Source organism: Eikenella corrodens (genome assembly GCF_003990355.1).
GTDB lineage: Bacteria > Pseudomonadota > Gammaproteobacteria > Burkholderiales > Neisseriaceae > Eikenella > Eikenella corrodens_B.
In genome coordinates this window covers 1,243,860-1,258,077 of sequence record NZ_CP034670.1, presented here as the reverse complement: position 1 = coordinate 1,258,077, position 14,218 = coordinate 1,243,860, and the positions used below count along the sequence as shown (strand labels likewise).

Sequence of the window (14,218 nt, the reverse complement as noted above, 5' to 3'; positions counted from 1 at the left end):
GTTTTAACTGCGTTGAAGCTCACACTTTCAGGTAGCCTCAAACGCCGCATTCTCGGTAAAATAGAGCTTTCAGCCCATTCAAACACGCACAGCATGAATATTTTCGACACCGCCCTGCCCGATGTGAAAATCATCGAGCCCGAAGCCCACGGCGACGAGCGCGGCTTCTTTATGGAAACCTTCCGCGACAACTGGTTTCGCGAGCACATCGGCCACCACACTTTTGTGCAGGAAAACCACTCCCGCTCCGAATATGGCGTACTGCGCGGCCTGCACTATCAAACCGTTTGCCCGCAAGGCAAGCTGGTGCGCGTGGTATCGGGCAGCATGTTCGACGTAGCCGTGGATTTGCGCCGCTCCTCGCCCACTTTCGGCCATTGGGTGGGCGCAGTGCTTTCGGCTGAAAACCGCTACCAAATGTGGATTCCGCCCGGCTTCGCGCACGGCTTCTACACCACCGACAGCCACGCCGACATCGTGTATAAATGCACCAACTACTACCAGCCCGACCACGAACACACCCTGTTCTGGCACGACCCCGCTGTGGGCATCGACTGGCCGCTGGCCGCCCCGCCGTTGCTTTCCGGCAAAGATGCCGCCGGCAGCCTGCTGGCACAGGCCGTATTATTCGATTAAAGGCTACCTGAAACCATGAAACTCATCATCCTCGACCGCGACGGCGTGCTCAACCAAGACCGCGACGATTTTATAAAATCCGAAGACGAATGGATTCCCCTGCCCGGCAGCATGGATGCCGTGGCGCTGTTTAAGCAGGCCGACTACACCGTTGTGATCGCTACCAACCAATCCGGCATTGGCCGCCGCTATTTCTCCATGCAAGACCTCAACGAAATGCACGAAAAAATGCACCGCCTGGCCAATGAAGCCGGCGGCAGCATCGACGGCATTTGGTTTTGCCCGCACACCGACGCCGACCGCTGCTCCTGCCGCAAGCCCAAGCCCGGCATGGTGGAAGACATCCTCAACCGCTTCAATACCGACGCACGCGGCGTGTATCTCGTGGGCGACAGCCTGCGCGATTTACAAGCCATCGACGCCGTGGGCGGCCTGCCCGTGCTCGTGCTCACCGGCAAAGGCAAGAAAACCCTAGCCGCCGGCGGGCTACCTGAAAACACCCAAGTGTTCGACGACCTGCTCTCCTTCGCCCAACACCTCATCAACCCACCCGAAACCGAACAGGAAGCCTGATGATTTCCCTGTGGATACGCAACCTCGCCTATTGGCTGCTGATGGCACTCGTTACCCCGCCGCTGTTTATCGTGATGCTGCTCACCGCCCCCATCCCGGGCGCCCTCCACGCCCTCGCCACCCGCTGGGCGCTGATGCTGATGTGGCTCTTGGAAAACATCGTCGGTCTCAAATACCGCGTGGAAGGCGCAGAAAACATCCCCCAAGACCCCGCCGTTATCTGCTGCAAACACCAATCCGGCTGGGAAACGCTGGCTATGCAGAAAATCTTCCCGCCGCAAGTGTTCGTGGCCAAACGCGAACTCTTCCGCATCCCCTTCTTCGGCTGGGGGCTCAAGTTTGCCGGCACCATCGGCATCGACCGGCGCAACCCCGTAAAAGCCTCCGCCCAAATCATCGAGCAAGGCAGCAAACGCAAAGCGCAAGGCTATTGGATCACCATCTTCCCCGAAGGCACGCGCATGCCGCCCGGCAGCAAAGGCCGCTATAAAAGCGGCGCCGCCCGCACCGCCCAGCTGTTAGAGATGGACATCGTGCCCGTTGCCCTCAACAGCGGCGAATTCTGGCCGAAAAACTCCTTTCTCAAACATCCCGGCGAAATCAGCGTCATCATCTGCCCGCCGATTAAACACGACTCCGGCAGCATCGCCGAGCTCACCGCCGCCACCGAAGCAGCCATCGAAAGCCAAATGCCCCGCATCACCGGCCGCGGCCCCTGCTACGGCGTCGCCAAACCGGGCAGCGAACAGAAAGGCAGCGCAGCATGAAGCCGAATATGGACGGCGACACCATCGGCGCCATCGCCTTCGCCCTAGCCGCCCTTTTCTTCGTGTGGCGTTATCTCGCCGCCGATTTGCGGCACAGCGAAATCCGCCCTATCTGGCGGCGGCTCATCATCGGCGGCGGCATTGCCGTCATCCTAGCCAGCCTGCTGTATTATTTGGGCATCTTCGGCTAAAACCGCTATCCAATAAGCTTTCAGGTAGCCTTCAAGGCTACCTGAAAATATTTCCGCGTACTCCGCGGCAAGTTGCACCTTGTTTCCACAACAAGCAAAAGGCTACCTATAGTGGATTAACAAAAATCAGGACAAGGCGGCGAGCCGCAGACAGTACAGATAGTACGGCAAGGCGAGACAACGCTGTACTGATTTTTGTTAATCCACTATAAAACGCGTCTGCTGTATTTTTCAGGTAGCCTATCCCATGCCTGCCGATTACAATAGCCTTTTCCTCTGACAACAAAACACCAGTCCACCATGAACCCACACCTATCCCAACTCCAGCCCTACCCTTTCGCCCGCCTGCGCGAAGCCATGCAAGGCGTGAATCCGCCCGAGGGCGTTGTGCCCGTGCCACTGCAAATCGGCGAGCCCAAACACCCTGCCCCCGCCGTGATTACCGATGCGCTCACCGCCGCCCTGCCGCGCCTCGATGCCTATCCGCAAACCGCCGGCCTGCCCGAGCTGCGCCAAGCCTGCGCCGGCTTCCTGCAACGCCGCTACGGCCTCGCGCTCGATCCAGATAGCCAAATCCTGCCCGTGCTGGGCAGCCGCGAAGCCCTGTTTTCCTTCGTACAGGCGGCGCTGGGCGGCAACGAGCAGGAAAAACCCGTGGTGGTGTGCCCCAATCCGTTTTATCAGATTTACGAAGGCGCCGCGCTCCTGGCCGGGGCGGAAACCGCGTTTGCCAACTGCCGAGCCCCGCACTTTAAGCCCGATTGGAGCAGCATTCCCGAAGCCGTGTGGCAGCGCGTGAAACTGGTGTTCGTTTGTTCGCCGCACAACCCCTGCGGCAGTGTGATGCAGAAAGCCGACTGGGCAGAACTCTTTGAATTGCAAAGCCGTTACGGCTTTATCATCGCCGCCGACGAATGCTATTCCGAAATTTATTTCGAAGGCGAGCCGCCCATCGGCTGCCTGCAGGCCGCTGCCGAATTGGGTCGCGGCTTCGGCAAACTGGTGATGTTCACCAGCCTCTCCAAACGCTCCAACGTACCCGGCCTGCGCTCCGGCTTCGTGGCCGGCGATGCCGCGCTGCTCAAAGATTTCCTGCTCTACCGCACCTACCACGGCAGCGCCATGGGCATTCCCGTGCAGATGGCCAGCATCGCCGCCTGGAACGATGAAACCCATGTAATGGAAAACCGCCGCCTGTATCAGGAAAAATTCGCCCGCGTGCTGCCGATTCTGGCGCAGGGCTTTGAGGTAACACGGCCGGACGCTTCGTTTTATATTTGGCTGCAAGCGCCCGACGGCGACGATTTGGCCTTCACCCGCACCCTGTGGCGCGAAGCGGCTATCCAAGTACTGCCCGGCCGCTTTCTGGCGCGCGACACCGCGCAAGGCAACCCCGGCGCCGGCTATGTGCGCATCGCGCTGGTCGCCCCCGTAGCCGACTGCGTGGCAGCGGCGGAAAAGATTGTGGCAATCCGCCGGCGTTGTTATCCATAGCATCAATGGGCTACCTGAAAGCGGACGAAGTGAGTTTCTGCGGAGCTAAAGTGCAGCTTTAACACCGCTAAAACCATCCCAACCTTTGCGCCAATATCAATAAAGGCTACCTGAAAAACCACAATCCGGTTTCAGGTAGCCTTACCGCACCCATTAAGCCACGCTGTCTCCTTATGCCAGCATAGCGGGCTAGCAACACTCAAAACCTGGCGGCACGACGCAGACAGCATACACACGGCCAGCGAGCCAGCTCCGCAGTATCCTTATTTTAATTCACGATATAAACCAAGCAGCCGCGGCAAATCAGTTATAATCCCGCTGTTTTAATCCCACGTTTCCGCTCCGGATTTTCGGTTATGAGTACACCCGATCCCGCCAGAACCCCGCTGTTGCGGCGGCCTTGGTTTGCCTTCTTCAGCTCCATGCGCTTTGCCGTGGCGCTGCTCTCGCTGCTCGCGCTCGCTTCAGTGATCGGCACGGTGCTGCAGCAAAATCAGGCGGAGGTGGCTTATGTGGTGGAATTCGGGCCGTTCTGGCATCAGATTTTCCGTTTCCTCGGCTTGTATGATGTGTATTCCGCGCCGTGGTTTGTGGCTATTTTGGCATTCTTGATGCTCTCCACCGGCCTGTGCCTGTGGCGCAACATCCCGCCTTTCCTGCGCGAAATGAAAAGTTTCCGCCTGAGTGCCTCTGCCCGCTCGCTGGCCGCCATGAAGCACAGCACCCTGCTCGCCGCCGCGCCCGCGCCCGAAATTGCCGAACGCTACCTGAAAGTTTCCGGCTTCGCCGTGCAAAGCCGGCAGCGCGAAGACGGCAGCTTCATCATCGCGGCAAAAAAAGGCAGCCTCAACAAATGGGGCTACATCTTCGCCCACGCCGCCATCATCGTGATTTGCCTGGGCGGCCTTATCGACAGCAATCTGCCGATTAAGCTAGCCATGTTTTCAGGTAGCCTCAAGCCCAACAAAACTGCCCAGTTCTCCAACGATTTCGGCAAAGAAAGCCGCTTGGGCAGCAATACCTTATCGTTTCGCGGCAATGTGAACATCCGCGAAGGGCAAACCGTGCAGGAAGTGTTTCTCGACACGGGCGACGGGCTCTTGGTACAGGAATTGCCGTTTAGCGTAACCCTCAAGCAATTCCATGTGGATTACTACGAAAACGGCATGCCGAAAAACTTTGCCAGCGATTTAATCGTTACCGACCGGCAAAGCGGTCAAACCTACACCCCCACCGTGAAAGTGAACCATCCCTTCACCCTGCACGGCATTTCGCTCTACCAGGCCAGCTTCGGCGACGGCGGCTCCGGCCTCACCTTCCGCGCCTGGAACTTGGGCACGCCCTCCGCCGCCAGCACCGAACTCAAAGCCGCCTCGCTTAGCGCTTTCCCGCTGCACCTGGGCCAAAATCAAACTCAACAATACACGCTCGAATTCACCGAACTGCGCCCGCTGAACGTGGAAGACGAAGAGCAAACCGATAACGCCGCCTCGCAGCCGGCCAATCTGCGCCACCGCCTCAACGAGGCACGCAGCGTGCAGCAGTCCGATGCCCTGCACAACGTCGGCCCCACCATCACCTTCCGCCTGCGCGACCAGGCCGGCCAGGCGCGCGAGTATGTCAACTACATGCTGCCCCTGCGGCGCGGCGGCGATTTCTACTTCGCCACCGGCGAGCGCGGCAGCAACAGCGAAGACTACCGCTGGCTGATGATTCCCGCCGATAAAAACGGCAAGCCCGACACCTTCATGCACCTGCGCGCCGTGCTGCTTCAGCCCGAGCTGCGCGAAGCCGTGCTCGACCGTGCCGTGGCCGATATGCCCGAGCCTTCCAAAACCCGCTTCCGCGAAGCCTTGGGCAATATCTTGGAGCTGTTCGCCCGCGAAGGCTATGTGGGCATCAACCAATTCGTGGAAAATAAAATCCCCGCCGCCGAACAAGACCGGATGCGCGAATTGTTCTACCAAATGCTGTTCGGCGCGGGCAATATCGCCCTCGAACAGGCACTGTCCGAACAAGGGCTGGACTGGCCGCAGAACGAAGAGCGCAACCGCTTCCTCATCAACAGCTTCGATGCCTACACCGGCCTTACCCGCTTCGGCTCGCCGGTGTTGCTGCAATTAAACGGCTACAACGAAGTGAAATCCTCCGGCCTGCAGATGACCCGCTCACCCGGCCAAGGCCTGGTGTATCTGGGCTCTGTACTGCTGATTTTAGGCACGGCGCTTATGTTTTACCTGCGCGAACAACGCGCCTGGCTGCTGTATGACCACGGCCAAGCCCTCTTTGCCATGAGCTCCGCCCGCCTCAAACGGCAGCTGGAACCGATTTTCGCCACACACACACAACACCTCACGCGCCTGGCGCAGGAATTGAACCATGACCAACCCTAACACGCCTGATGCCCTGCCGCAAAAACAGGCGGCCAGTGCCCACCGGCTGCCGCAGCACGAGCTGTTGCAGGAGCAGCGTTTTTGGAAACTGCTTTCCGTAGCCGACTGGCTGTTTGCCGCCCTGATGACGGCCATTGCCGCCGCCGTGCAGATTCTGCTGCCGCACCGCATGGACATATATGAAGTGTGCATTTTATGGCTCAGCGCCGCCTCCGCCGTGTGGCTGGGCTGGTTTTACAAACCGCTGCGCCTGCTGATGCCGCTGTGCATCGCCCTGGCCTATGCCGCCACCGTGCTCTATGCCGGGCAGATGGCCAACGGCGAACGCTTCCTGCTGCGCTATTTCTTAGCCAGCCAATCGGCCATCGGCTGGCTGTGCGCCCTGGTACCGATGGCCTGGCTGTGCTACGCGCTCGGCTTGCTCGGCGGCAACAAACAGGCGGAAACAGACAACACGCACGCCGTACCCATGCTGCTTCGCCTCGCCCGCTACCTGGCTTGGGCGGCCGCTGCCATTGGGCTCACCGGCATGCTGGTGCGCTGGCATGAAAGCTACCTCATCAGCCCGCGCGACGGTCACATCCCGATTTCGAACCTGTATGAAGTGTTCATCCTGTTTATCGTCATCACCGCTTTGATGTTCCTGTATTACGAAGGCAAGTTCCGCCTGCAGCGGCTGGGCGTGTTTGTGTACACCCTGCAGCTGATTTTGGTCGGCTTCGTGCTGTGGTACACCTTCAGCCGCAACGCCCAGCAAATCCGGCCGCTGATTCCCGCCCTGCAATCGTGGTGGATGAAGCTGCATGTGCCTGCCAATTTCATCGGCTACGGCGCATTTTGCCTGGCCGCTTTCCTCGGTGTGGCCGAATTGATGAAACTGCGCCGCCCCTCGTTGAGGCTACCTGAAGCCGAAGTGATTGAAGAAGCCATGTATCAGGCCATCGCCATCGGTTTCCTCTTCTTCACCGCAGCCACCGTGCTCGGCGCGCTGTGGGCAGCCGATGCCTGGGGGCGCTATTGGAGCTGGGACCCGAAAGAAAACTGGGCGCTGGTGGTGTGGCTTAACTACGCGGCCTGGCTGCATATCCGCCTGGTGCGCGGCTGGGGCGGCAAGCCCTTGGCGTGGTGGGCGATTATCGGCTTCTTCATCACCGCCTTCGCTTTTATCGGCGTGAATATGTTTTTGAGCGGGCTGCACTCCTACGGCGGGCTGTAAAGCGCAAAAAGGCTACCCGAAAATGCAGCTTTCAGGTAACCTATCCGCATAGGAAGGGATTCAGATTTAATAAACCACCGGGAAACACCCGGCAGCATCAAAAATCCCTCCGTGAGAACTATAGTAGATTAACAAAAATCAGGACAAGGCGGCGAGCCGCAGACAGTACACACGTTACGGCAATGCGAGACAACCCTGTACTGGTTTTTGTTAATTCACTATAAGCACATCTTTTTTCATATACAGCTCTCAGCCGCAAACAACACATGAGCGCATCAAAGTCCATCTGGGCTGAAGAAATCGAAGTGCTTTAACCATAAAACAAAGCCCCGCAGATGCGGGGCTTTTGCTTGAGTTTTAAACCGCCAAATTATTTGGCAGCGCTGGCAGCACCTTCAACGGCAGCAGTAGCTTGAGAAGCAGCACCTTCAACGGCAGCAGTAGCCTGAGAAGCAGCGCCTTCAACAGCGGCAGTAGCCTGAGAAGCAGCACCTTCAACAGCGGCAGTAGCCTGAGAAGCAGCACCGGCAACATCAGAAGCCATTGCAGCAGCTTCAGAAGCAGCGGAAGCGGCAGAAGCATCAGAAGCCGGAGCAGAACCACCACAAGCAGCCAAGAACAAAGACATCAGGGCAGCGGCCAATAAAGATTTTTTCATGTCGAATTACCTCTAACAAAGTTCAAGTTATAACTTAAAAAATTCCCTATCTGCAGACCTCTAGCCGTCTCACAGATAAATTCCTATCAAGAATCGCGGCGTATTATCCGCTGTTTGGCGGCGGCTGGCAATTAAACTGCCTACTCTACTTACCGCACGCAAACATCTGCCACCAAAATCGTTCTTATCCAATGTGCCGGGCAAACAATACTATTAATTAACGAATGCCGCCCTAATAAGAATAGTGTTCCACCCAAATCAGAAAAAATAATATATTTTTCATACCAATACTGGCTAAAACCAACTCCCTCCCGCCTCATTACCATACCTTCCCCCCTATCTGCAAATTACACACAATTAACCAAAATTAACCTGTGCGAAAAAACAACAAGGTCTATCCCCGCCTGCATTAGCCGACATTTTCCCGCAATATTTCATCGGAGGTGTATGTCAATCCGCCCATACGCATGAACCCACCCTCTGCCCAAGCACATACCGCCATTTACTGCCCTAGCAAGCCGATGCCATAGCGAAAGCCAAGTTGATTTGCTATAAAATACAGCCTTTGATTTTTCAGGTAGCCTTCTATCATGCTCGTTCTCGGCATCGAATCCTCCTGCGACGAAACCGGCGTGGCGCTCTACAGCACCGAACATGGCCTCATCGGCAACCAGCTGCACACCCAAATGGCCATGCATGCCGAATATGGCGGCGTGGTGCCCGAGCTGGCCAGCCGCGACCACATCCGCCGCCTCGTGCCGCTCACCCAAGCCTGCCTGCACGAAGCCGGCAAAAACTACGCCGACATCGATGCCGTCGCCTACACCCAAGGCCCCGGCCTTGGCGGCGCGCTCTTGGCCGGTTGTGCCTATGCCAACGCGCTCGCCTTTTCGCTGGGCAAATCCGTGATTCCCGTGCACCACCTCGAAGGCCACCTGCTCTCCCCGCTGTTAGCCGAAGAAAAACCCGCCTTTCCCTTCGTTGCCCTGCTCGTATCCGGCGGCCACACCCAATTCATGGCCGTGCGCGGCATCGGCAACTACGAACTGCTCGGCGAAAGCGTGGACGATGCCGCCGGCGAAGCCTTCGACAAAACCGCCAAACTGCTCGGCCTGCCCTACCCCGGCGGCGCAAAACTTTCCGAATTGGCCAAGCTCGGCCGCCCCAATGCTTTCACCTTTCCACGCCCTATGCTGCATTCGCGCGATTTGCAAATGAGCTTCTCCGGCCTCAAAACCGCCGTGCTCACTGCCGTGCAAAACGTGCGCGCCGAACATGGCGGCAGCCTGCCGGACGCCATCCGCAACGATATCTGCCGCGCCTTCCAAGACGCTGTGGTGGACGTGCTGCTGGCCAAGTCCCGCCAAGCCCTGCTGCACACCGGCTACCGCACCCTTGTGGTGGCCGGCGGCGTGGGCGCCAATTGGAAACTGCGTGCCGAACTCGCCGCGCTGCAAGTGCGCCCCAACCCCAAAGCCAAGCCCGAAGCCGTACGCACTTATTTCCCGCCACTGCCGCTGTGCACCGACAACGGTGCCATGATCGCCTTCGCCGGTGCCATGCACCTGCAACAGGCACAGCCCGCCGCCGGATTCAACGTGCGCCCGCGCTGGCCGCTGGCAGAAATCGTGCGGTAAAACACCGTATGCCTATTTTCAGGTAGCCTTTATGCAATCCGGCACAGGCTACCTGAAAAACATTTAAGGGCTGCTCCAAGCATTTGGAACAGCCCTTTCGTGCCGCCATCGCAGCAGCCGGAAGGAAATGTTGTGCACAGCACCTCCATCAGTAGCTGTTTATCCACGCTCTCCCCATCCAACTCCGCCAAACAGCATCTTTAAGTTAAGTTGGTTTGCTATAGAGGCATCGCCGGACGATGCCATGCAGCCTTTACACTTTTCAGGTAGCCCCCTCTTGTCCCCAAACCCTGCTTTCTTGTATCCTTCGCCCTTTCCGTTAAAAATTGCAAAAAAACCATCATGACAGCTTTACAAAGATTCAGCCGCTTCATCGGCAACACTTTTGCCCTGTGGGCAGCGCTGTTTGCCATGGCCGGCTTCTTGGCGCCCTCCCTCTTCACCAGCTTCATCGCTCCCTATATCCCCTGGCTTTTGGGCGTCATCATGTTCGGCATGGGGCTCACCCTCGCCCCCTCCGATTTCAAAATCCTCGGGCAACACCCCAAAGCCGTGCTCATCGGCGTGGTGGCGCAGTTTGTAATTATGCCCACCACCGCCTACCTGCTCTCGCGCGCCCTTAATCTGCCGCCCGAAGTGGCCATCGGCGTGGTGCTGGTGGGCGCCTGCCCCGGCGGCACCGCCTCCAACGTAATGACCTTTCTCGCGCGCGGCAATGTGGCGCTCTCCGTGGCCGTTACCTCCATCAGCACCCTGCTCGCGCCCCTACTCACCCCGGCGGTGTTCTTCCTGTTTGCCAACCAATGGATCGACGTTTCCGCCACCACAATGCTGGTATCCATTTTGCAAATGGTGCTGCTGCCCATCGTGCTGGGCGTGGTGGCGCACACCCTGTTCCGCAAGCAAACTGCCGCCGCCATCAATGTGCTGCCGCTGATTTCCGTGCTCGCCATCGTGCTGATTATCGGCGCCGTGGTAGCCGGCAGCCGCACGCAGATCATCGAAACCGGCCTGTTGATTTTCGGCGTGGTGGTGCTGCACAACACCATCGGCTATACCCTGGGCTTCCTCGCCGCCAAACTCTTCGGCCTGCCCTACGACGCGCAAAAAACCCTCGCCATCGAAGTCGGCATGCAAAACTCCGGCCTCGGCGCGGCGCTGGCCAAAGCCCACTTTGCCATGATGCCGCTGGTGGCCGTGCCCAGCGCCATCTTCAGCGTGTGGCATAATATTTCCGGCTCCCTCCTCGCCTCCTATTGGGCCACCAAAGCCGAAAAACAGGCACAGGCCGCGCAAAAGGAAAACACTGCCGCCAAGTAAGCCAAACCGACTGCTGGCAGCAAAAGGCTACCTGAAATTTTCAGGTAGCCTTTTGGCACTCAACATCTAACTCTATCCCTCGTTATCAATCAGGCTTCTTAACAATCTATAGTGAATTAACAAAAACCAGGACAAGGCGGCGAGCCGCAGACAGTACACACGTTACGGCAAGGCGAGACAACGCTGTACTGGTTTTTGTTAATTCACTATATGTGCAAACGGTTGGGCCTCTCTCCCCTCTGCTGGCACAGCCGAACGGAGCACAGGTTTTCGGGGAACAAGGGCTTGCATGTTCGAAGCGGCGCAGCCGCAAGTTGCAGCTAATCCAGTTTCTCTTTGCGCCCGAAAAACTGTGCAGAGTGAGGGAAGTTTAGCGAAGCTGAACCTGTGCCCGCAGTCGCCTTTCTTTTGCTTCCTTTTCTTTGGCGAAACAAAGAAAACGAGGTCTCCGAAGGAGGACGAGTTTCTGCGGAGCAAAAATGAAATCTTCGTTTGAAGGTTTCGTTTTAACAAGGACTCTGCAAGAGGGCTTGTTTTTGCGCAGCTAAACGGGTGCCTGCGCCGGTATAAGGCGCAAAGGCGAACAGGAAATAAATGGAAAAGGCTACCTGAAATTTGGTAGGCCATAAGAAACACTGCTTATACCACATGAACACAAAGCATTATGCGATAAGGTTAGAGAGAAGCTTTTTGTAGAGCGCCCAAGCGCACCGCCGAATCTGATACAATCCGCACCTTTCCCGCCAACAGCCGCCCGGCCCACCGCTATGACCCAACATACCGCCCGCAAACGATTCGGGCAGAACTTTCTGCAAGATTCCCGCATCATTGCCGACATCGTCCAGGCCGTGCGGCCGCAGCCTGCCGATACCGTAGTGGAAATCGGCCCAGGCCTCGGCGCGATTACCGAGCCCTTGGCCGCCAAGCTCGATTGCCTGCACGTGTGCGAAATCGACCGCGACATCATAGGCTACCTGAAAACCAGGCCCTATGCCGGCAAGCTCGTTATCCACGAAGGCGATGTATTGCAGTTCGATTTCGCCAGCGTGCCCAGGCGCAAAAAAATCGTCGGTAACCTACCCTACAACATCTCCACCCCGCTGCTGTTCCACCTCAGCCGCTATGCCGACGAAGTGGAAGACATGCACTTCATGCTGCAAAAAGAAGTGGTGGAACGCATGGTGGCCGAGCCCGGCAGCAACGATTTCGGCCGCCTGAGCGTGATGCTGCAATACTTCTTTGAAATGGAAAAACTGCTCGACGTGCCGCCCGAGGCCTTTTCCCCCGCACCCAAAGTCGATTCCGCAGTAGTGCGGCTGATTCCGGCCAAACACCGCATCGGGCAGGCGCAGGATTTCGAGCAATTCGCCGCCCTGGTGAAACAAGCCTTCCACCAGCGCCGCAAAACCATCCGCAATAACCTCAAAGGCCTGGCCGACGACGATGATTTGCAGGCCGCCGGTATCAACCCGCAAGAGCGTGCCGAACATATCGCGCCCGAAAAATATGTGGCCTTGGCCAACCTGTTAGCCCAAAAGGCTACCTGAAACACAATCCCGCCCCGCGCCGATTGTTCCAACCGACAACCCAGCCGTTCCGGAAGTAGAAAATGATCAAATTCAAAAATGTAAACAAATGGTTTAAAGAACTGCACGTTCTGAGCGACATCAACCTCGAAGTGAAAAAAGGCGAAGTGGTGGTGGTGTGCGGCCCCTCCGGCAGCGGCAAATCCACCCTTATCCGCACCGTAAACCAGCTCGAGCAAATCCAAAGCGGCGAAATCTGGGTGGACGGCGTAGACGTGGCCAGCCCCGCCACCGACCTAAACAAAATCCGCGCCGAAGTGGGCTTTGTATTCCAACATTTCAACCTGTATCCGCATTTGAGCGTGCTGGAAAACATCGTGCTCTCGCCGATAAAAGTGAAAAAGCAAAACCGTGCCCAGGCCGAAGAAAAAGCGCTGCAACTCTTGGAGCGCGTGGGCCTGGCGCATAAAAAAGACGCCATGCCCGGCGAGCTTTCCGGCGGCCAGCAGCAGCGCGTGGCCATTGCCCGCGGCCTGGCCATGGAGCCGCAAGTGATGCTGTTTGACGAGCCCACCTCCGCGCTCGATCCGGAAATGGTGGGCGAAGTGCTCAAAGTGATGAAAGATTTGGCCGAAAGCGGCATGACCATGATGTGCGTTACCCACGAAATGGGCTTTGCCCGCGAAGTGGCCGACCGGATTATCTTTGTGGATCAGGGCAAAATCGTGGAAGTGGACACGCCGGAAGCATTCTTCACCAATCCGAGCAGCGAGCGGGCGAAGCAGTTTTTGAAACAGGTGATGAAGGCTTGATTGCCTGATTTGAAAAGTGAAAAAGGCTACCTGAAAACCGCTTGGCGGATTTTCAGGTAGCCTTTGTCGTATTGGGCTACACGCTGAAATATTGGAATATAAAAGCCGGCTCTTGGCCGTTTAAATAATATTCGCCCACAATATAACCGATGTGTTGCGCCTCGCCTTCTTCATACAGCTTGGCTTCCACGCCCACGGATTCTTCTTCGCTTTCCGGCTCCGCTTCCTTATCCTCTTCCTCCTCTTCATCATCGCTCAAATCGCCGAAGATGCTCAGGCCGGTGCTGCCGCATTCAAACTTATCCATCTCCTCCAGGGGGAAGAGACGTAGCTTGGCTTTGTCTTCAATGAAATCCAGCATTTCGTCAATTTCTTCCAAAAACCCGCCGTGAATATCGAATTGCTCGGCCAAGGTTTGGGTGTCTTGCCGCTTGTAGGCATCTAAAAATGCTGCAATGGCTTGGTAAATTTCGGTTTTCAGTTTTAACGGATACATAGCTGCTACTCCTCCAGTGGAAGATGGATGCTGCTGCGGGCGGGAGGCTACCTGAAATTCCCGGTTTAGTGGGAACTTCGCGGCGCTGTGTTTTCGTGAACCCCGCTTCGCTCGTTTTAGCTTCGCAGAAACTCACTAACGTTCGTTTTGTCGAAACTCACTTCGTTCGTTTTCAGGTAGCCTTTTCCGCATTCGAACGGCAAGCACCAGAACGGGAAATCAAGCCCACGGCTCTTGGTTCACCTGTGTTTCGTAATCCGCCGGTTCTTCGGCTTCGGGCACGGCGGCGAAGCCTTCGGCGGTTTGGCGGTACACGGCGGCGCGGTAGGGGAAGCGCTCGATGATGGCGGCAATCGCGGCATCAAGCTCGGCTTTGGTTTCCCACACCAGGCCGCAGTCGTCGCACATAAACAGCGAGCCGTCTTCGGGGTCGAGCTGGGTTACCCAGCCGGTGCAGTGCGGCAGCGGGCAGCGGATTTTGAAGGCTTGGTTCATGATC

14 protein-coding genes are annotated in these 14,218 nt (G+C 57.3%); 11 read left to right on the top strand and 3 right to left on the bottom strand.

Annotation, left to right across the window (positions count from 1 at the left end; translation table 11 throughout):
• Window positions 1-93: 93 nt before the first annotated feature.
• The 7 genes from rfbC (at window position 94) to ccsB (ending at window position 7,270) form a co-directional block, all read left to right on the top strand.
• On the top strand, window positions 94-636 hold the full coding sequence (rfbC, locus tag ELB75_RS06285; protein WP_126984226.1) for a dTDP-4-dehydrorhamnose 3,5-epimerase: 543 nt from the start codon (window positions 94-96) through the stop codon (window positions 634-636).
• Window positions 637-651: 15 nt separating this feature from the next.
• Window positions 652-1,209, top strand: a complete 558-nt coding sequence (gene gmhB / locus ELB75_RS06280) for a D-glycero-beta-D-manno-heptose 1,7-bisphosphate 7-phosphatase (RefSeq protein ID WP_126983193.1) — start codon at window positions 652-654, stop codon at window positions 1,207-1,209.
• Window positions 1,209-1,976: a lysophospholipid acyltransferase family protein gene (locus tag ELB75_RS06275; RefSeq protein ID WP_126983192.1), complete on the top strand. Its 768-nt coding sequence runs from the start codon at window positions 1,209-1,211 to the stop codon at window positions 1,974-1,976. The genes gmhB and ELB75_RS06275 overlap by 1 nt, the downstream gene beginning before the upstream one ends.
• Window positions 1,973-2,167 (top strand): hypothetical protein, encoded by a 195-nt coding sequence (locus tag ELB75_RS06270; protein WP_126983191.1) that lies wholly within the window; start codon window positions 1,973-1,975, stop codon window positions 2,165-2,167. The genes ELB75_RS06275 and ELB75_RS06270 overlap by 4 nt, the downstream gene beginning before the upstream one ends.
• A gap of 300 nt (window positions 2,168-2,467) precedes the next feature.
• A complete protein-coding gene (dapC, locus tag ELB75_RS06265) occupies window positions 2,468-3,661 on the top strand; it encodes a succinyldiaminopimelate transaminase (protein WP_126983190.1) in 1,194 nt (397 codons plus the stop codon).
• Between the two features lie 356 nt (window positions 3,662-4,017).
• Window positions 4,018-6,054, top strand: a complete 2,037-nt coding sequence (locus tag ELB75_RS06260; RefSeq protein ID WP_126983189.1) for a cytochrome c biogenesis protein ResB — start codon at window positions 4,018-4,020, stop codon at window positions 6,052-6,054.
• Entirely contained in the window at window positions 6,041-7,270 is a 1,230-nt protein-coding gene (gene ccsB / locus ELB75_RS06255) for a c-type cytochrome biogenesis protein CcsB (RefSeq protein ID WP_206501438.1), read from the top strand. The genes ELB75_RS06260 and ccsB overlap by 14 nt, the downstream gene beginning before the upstream one ends.
• A 370-nt stretch (window positions 7,271-7,640) precedes the next feature.
• On the opposite strand, the gene ELB75_RS06250 is transcribed toward ccsB, so the two are convergent.
• The gene (locus tag ELB75_RS06250) at window positions 7,641-7,928 is read right to left on the bottom strand and encodes a hypothetical protein (protein ID WP_126983188.1); all 288 of its coding nucleotides are present in this window, start codon (window positions 7,926-7,928) and stop codon (window positions 7,641-7,643) included.
• Between the two features lie 590 nt (window positions 7,929-8,518).
• Here ELB75_RS06250 and tsaD point away from each other — a divergent pair.
• From tsaD to ELB75_RS06230, 4 genes are all read left to right on the top strand, one after another.
• On the top strand, window positions 8,519-9,565 hold the full coding sequence (gene tsaD / locus ELB75_RS06245) for a tRNA (adenosine(37)-N6)-threonylcarbamoyltransferase complex transferase subunit TsaD (protein WP_126983187.1): 1,047 nt from the start codon (window positions 8,519-8,521) through the stop codon (window positions 9,563-9,565).
• Between the two features lie 342 nt (window positions 9,566-9,907).
• Window positions 9,908-10,885 (top strand): bile acid:sodium symporter family protein, encoded by a 978-nt coding sequence (locus ELB75_RS06240; protein WP_126983186.1) that lies wholly within the window; start codon window positions 9,908-9,910, stop codon window positions 10,883-10,885.
• A gap of 767 nt (window positions 10,886-11,652) precedes the next feature.
• Window positions 11,653-12,432: a 16S rRNA (adenine(1518)-N(6)/adenine(1519)-N(6))-dimethyltransferase RsmA gene (gene rsmA, locus ELB75_RS06235; protein WP_126983185.1), complete on the top strand. Its 780-nt coding sequence runs from the start codon at window positions 11,653-11,655 to the stop codon at window positions 12,430-12,432.
• Between the two features lie 62 nt (window positions 12,433-12,494).
• Window positions 12,495-13,223 (top strand): amino acid ABC transporter ATP-binding protein, encoded by a 729-nt coding sequence (locus tag ELB75_RS06230; protein ID WP_126983184.1) that lies wholly within the window; start codon window positions 12,495-12,497, stop codon window positions 13,221-13,223.
• Window positions 13,224-13,299: 76 nt separating this feature from the next.
• On the opposite strand, the gene ELB75_RS06225 is transcribed toward ELB75_RS06230, so the two are convergent.
• Window positions 13,300-13,719 carry a hypothetical protein gene (locus ELB75_RS06225; protein ID WP_126983183.1) on the bottom strand — a complete coding sequence of 140 codons (420 nt, stop codon included), beginning with the start codon at window positions 13,717-13,719 and terminating at the stop codon, window positions 13,300-13,302.
• 219 nt (window positions 13,720-13,938) lie between these two features.
• Window positions 13,939-14,214, bottom strand: a complete 276-nt coding sequence (locus ELB75_RS06220) for a hypothetical protein (RefSeq protein ID WP_126983182.1) — start codon at window positions 14,212-14,214, stop codon at window positions 13,939-13,941.
• Window positions 14,215-14,218 lie beyond the last annotated feature (4 nt).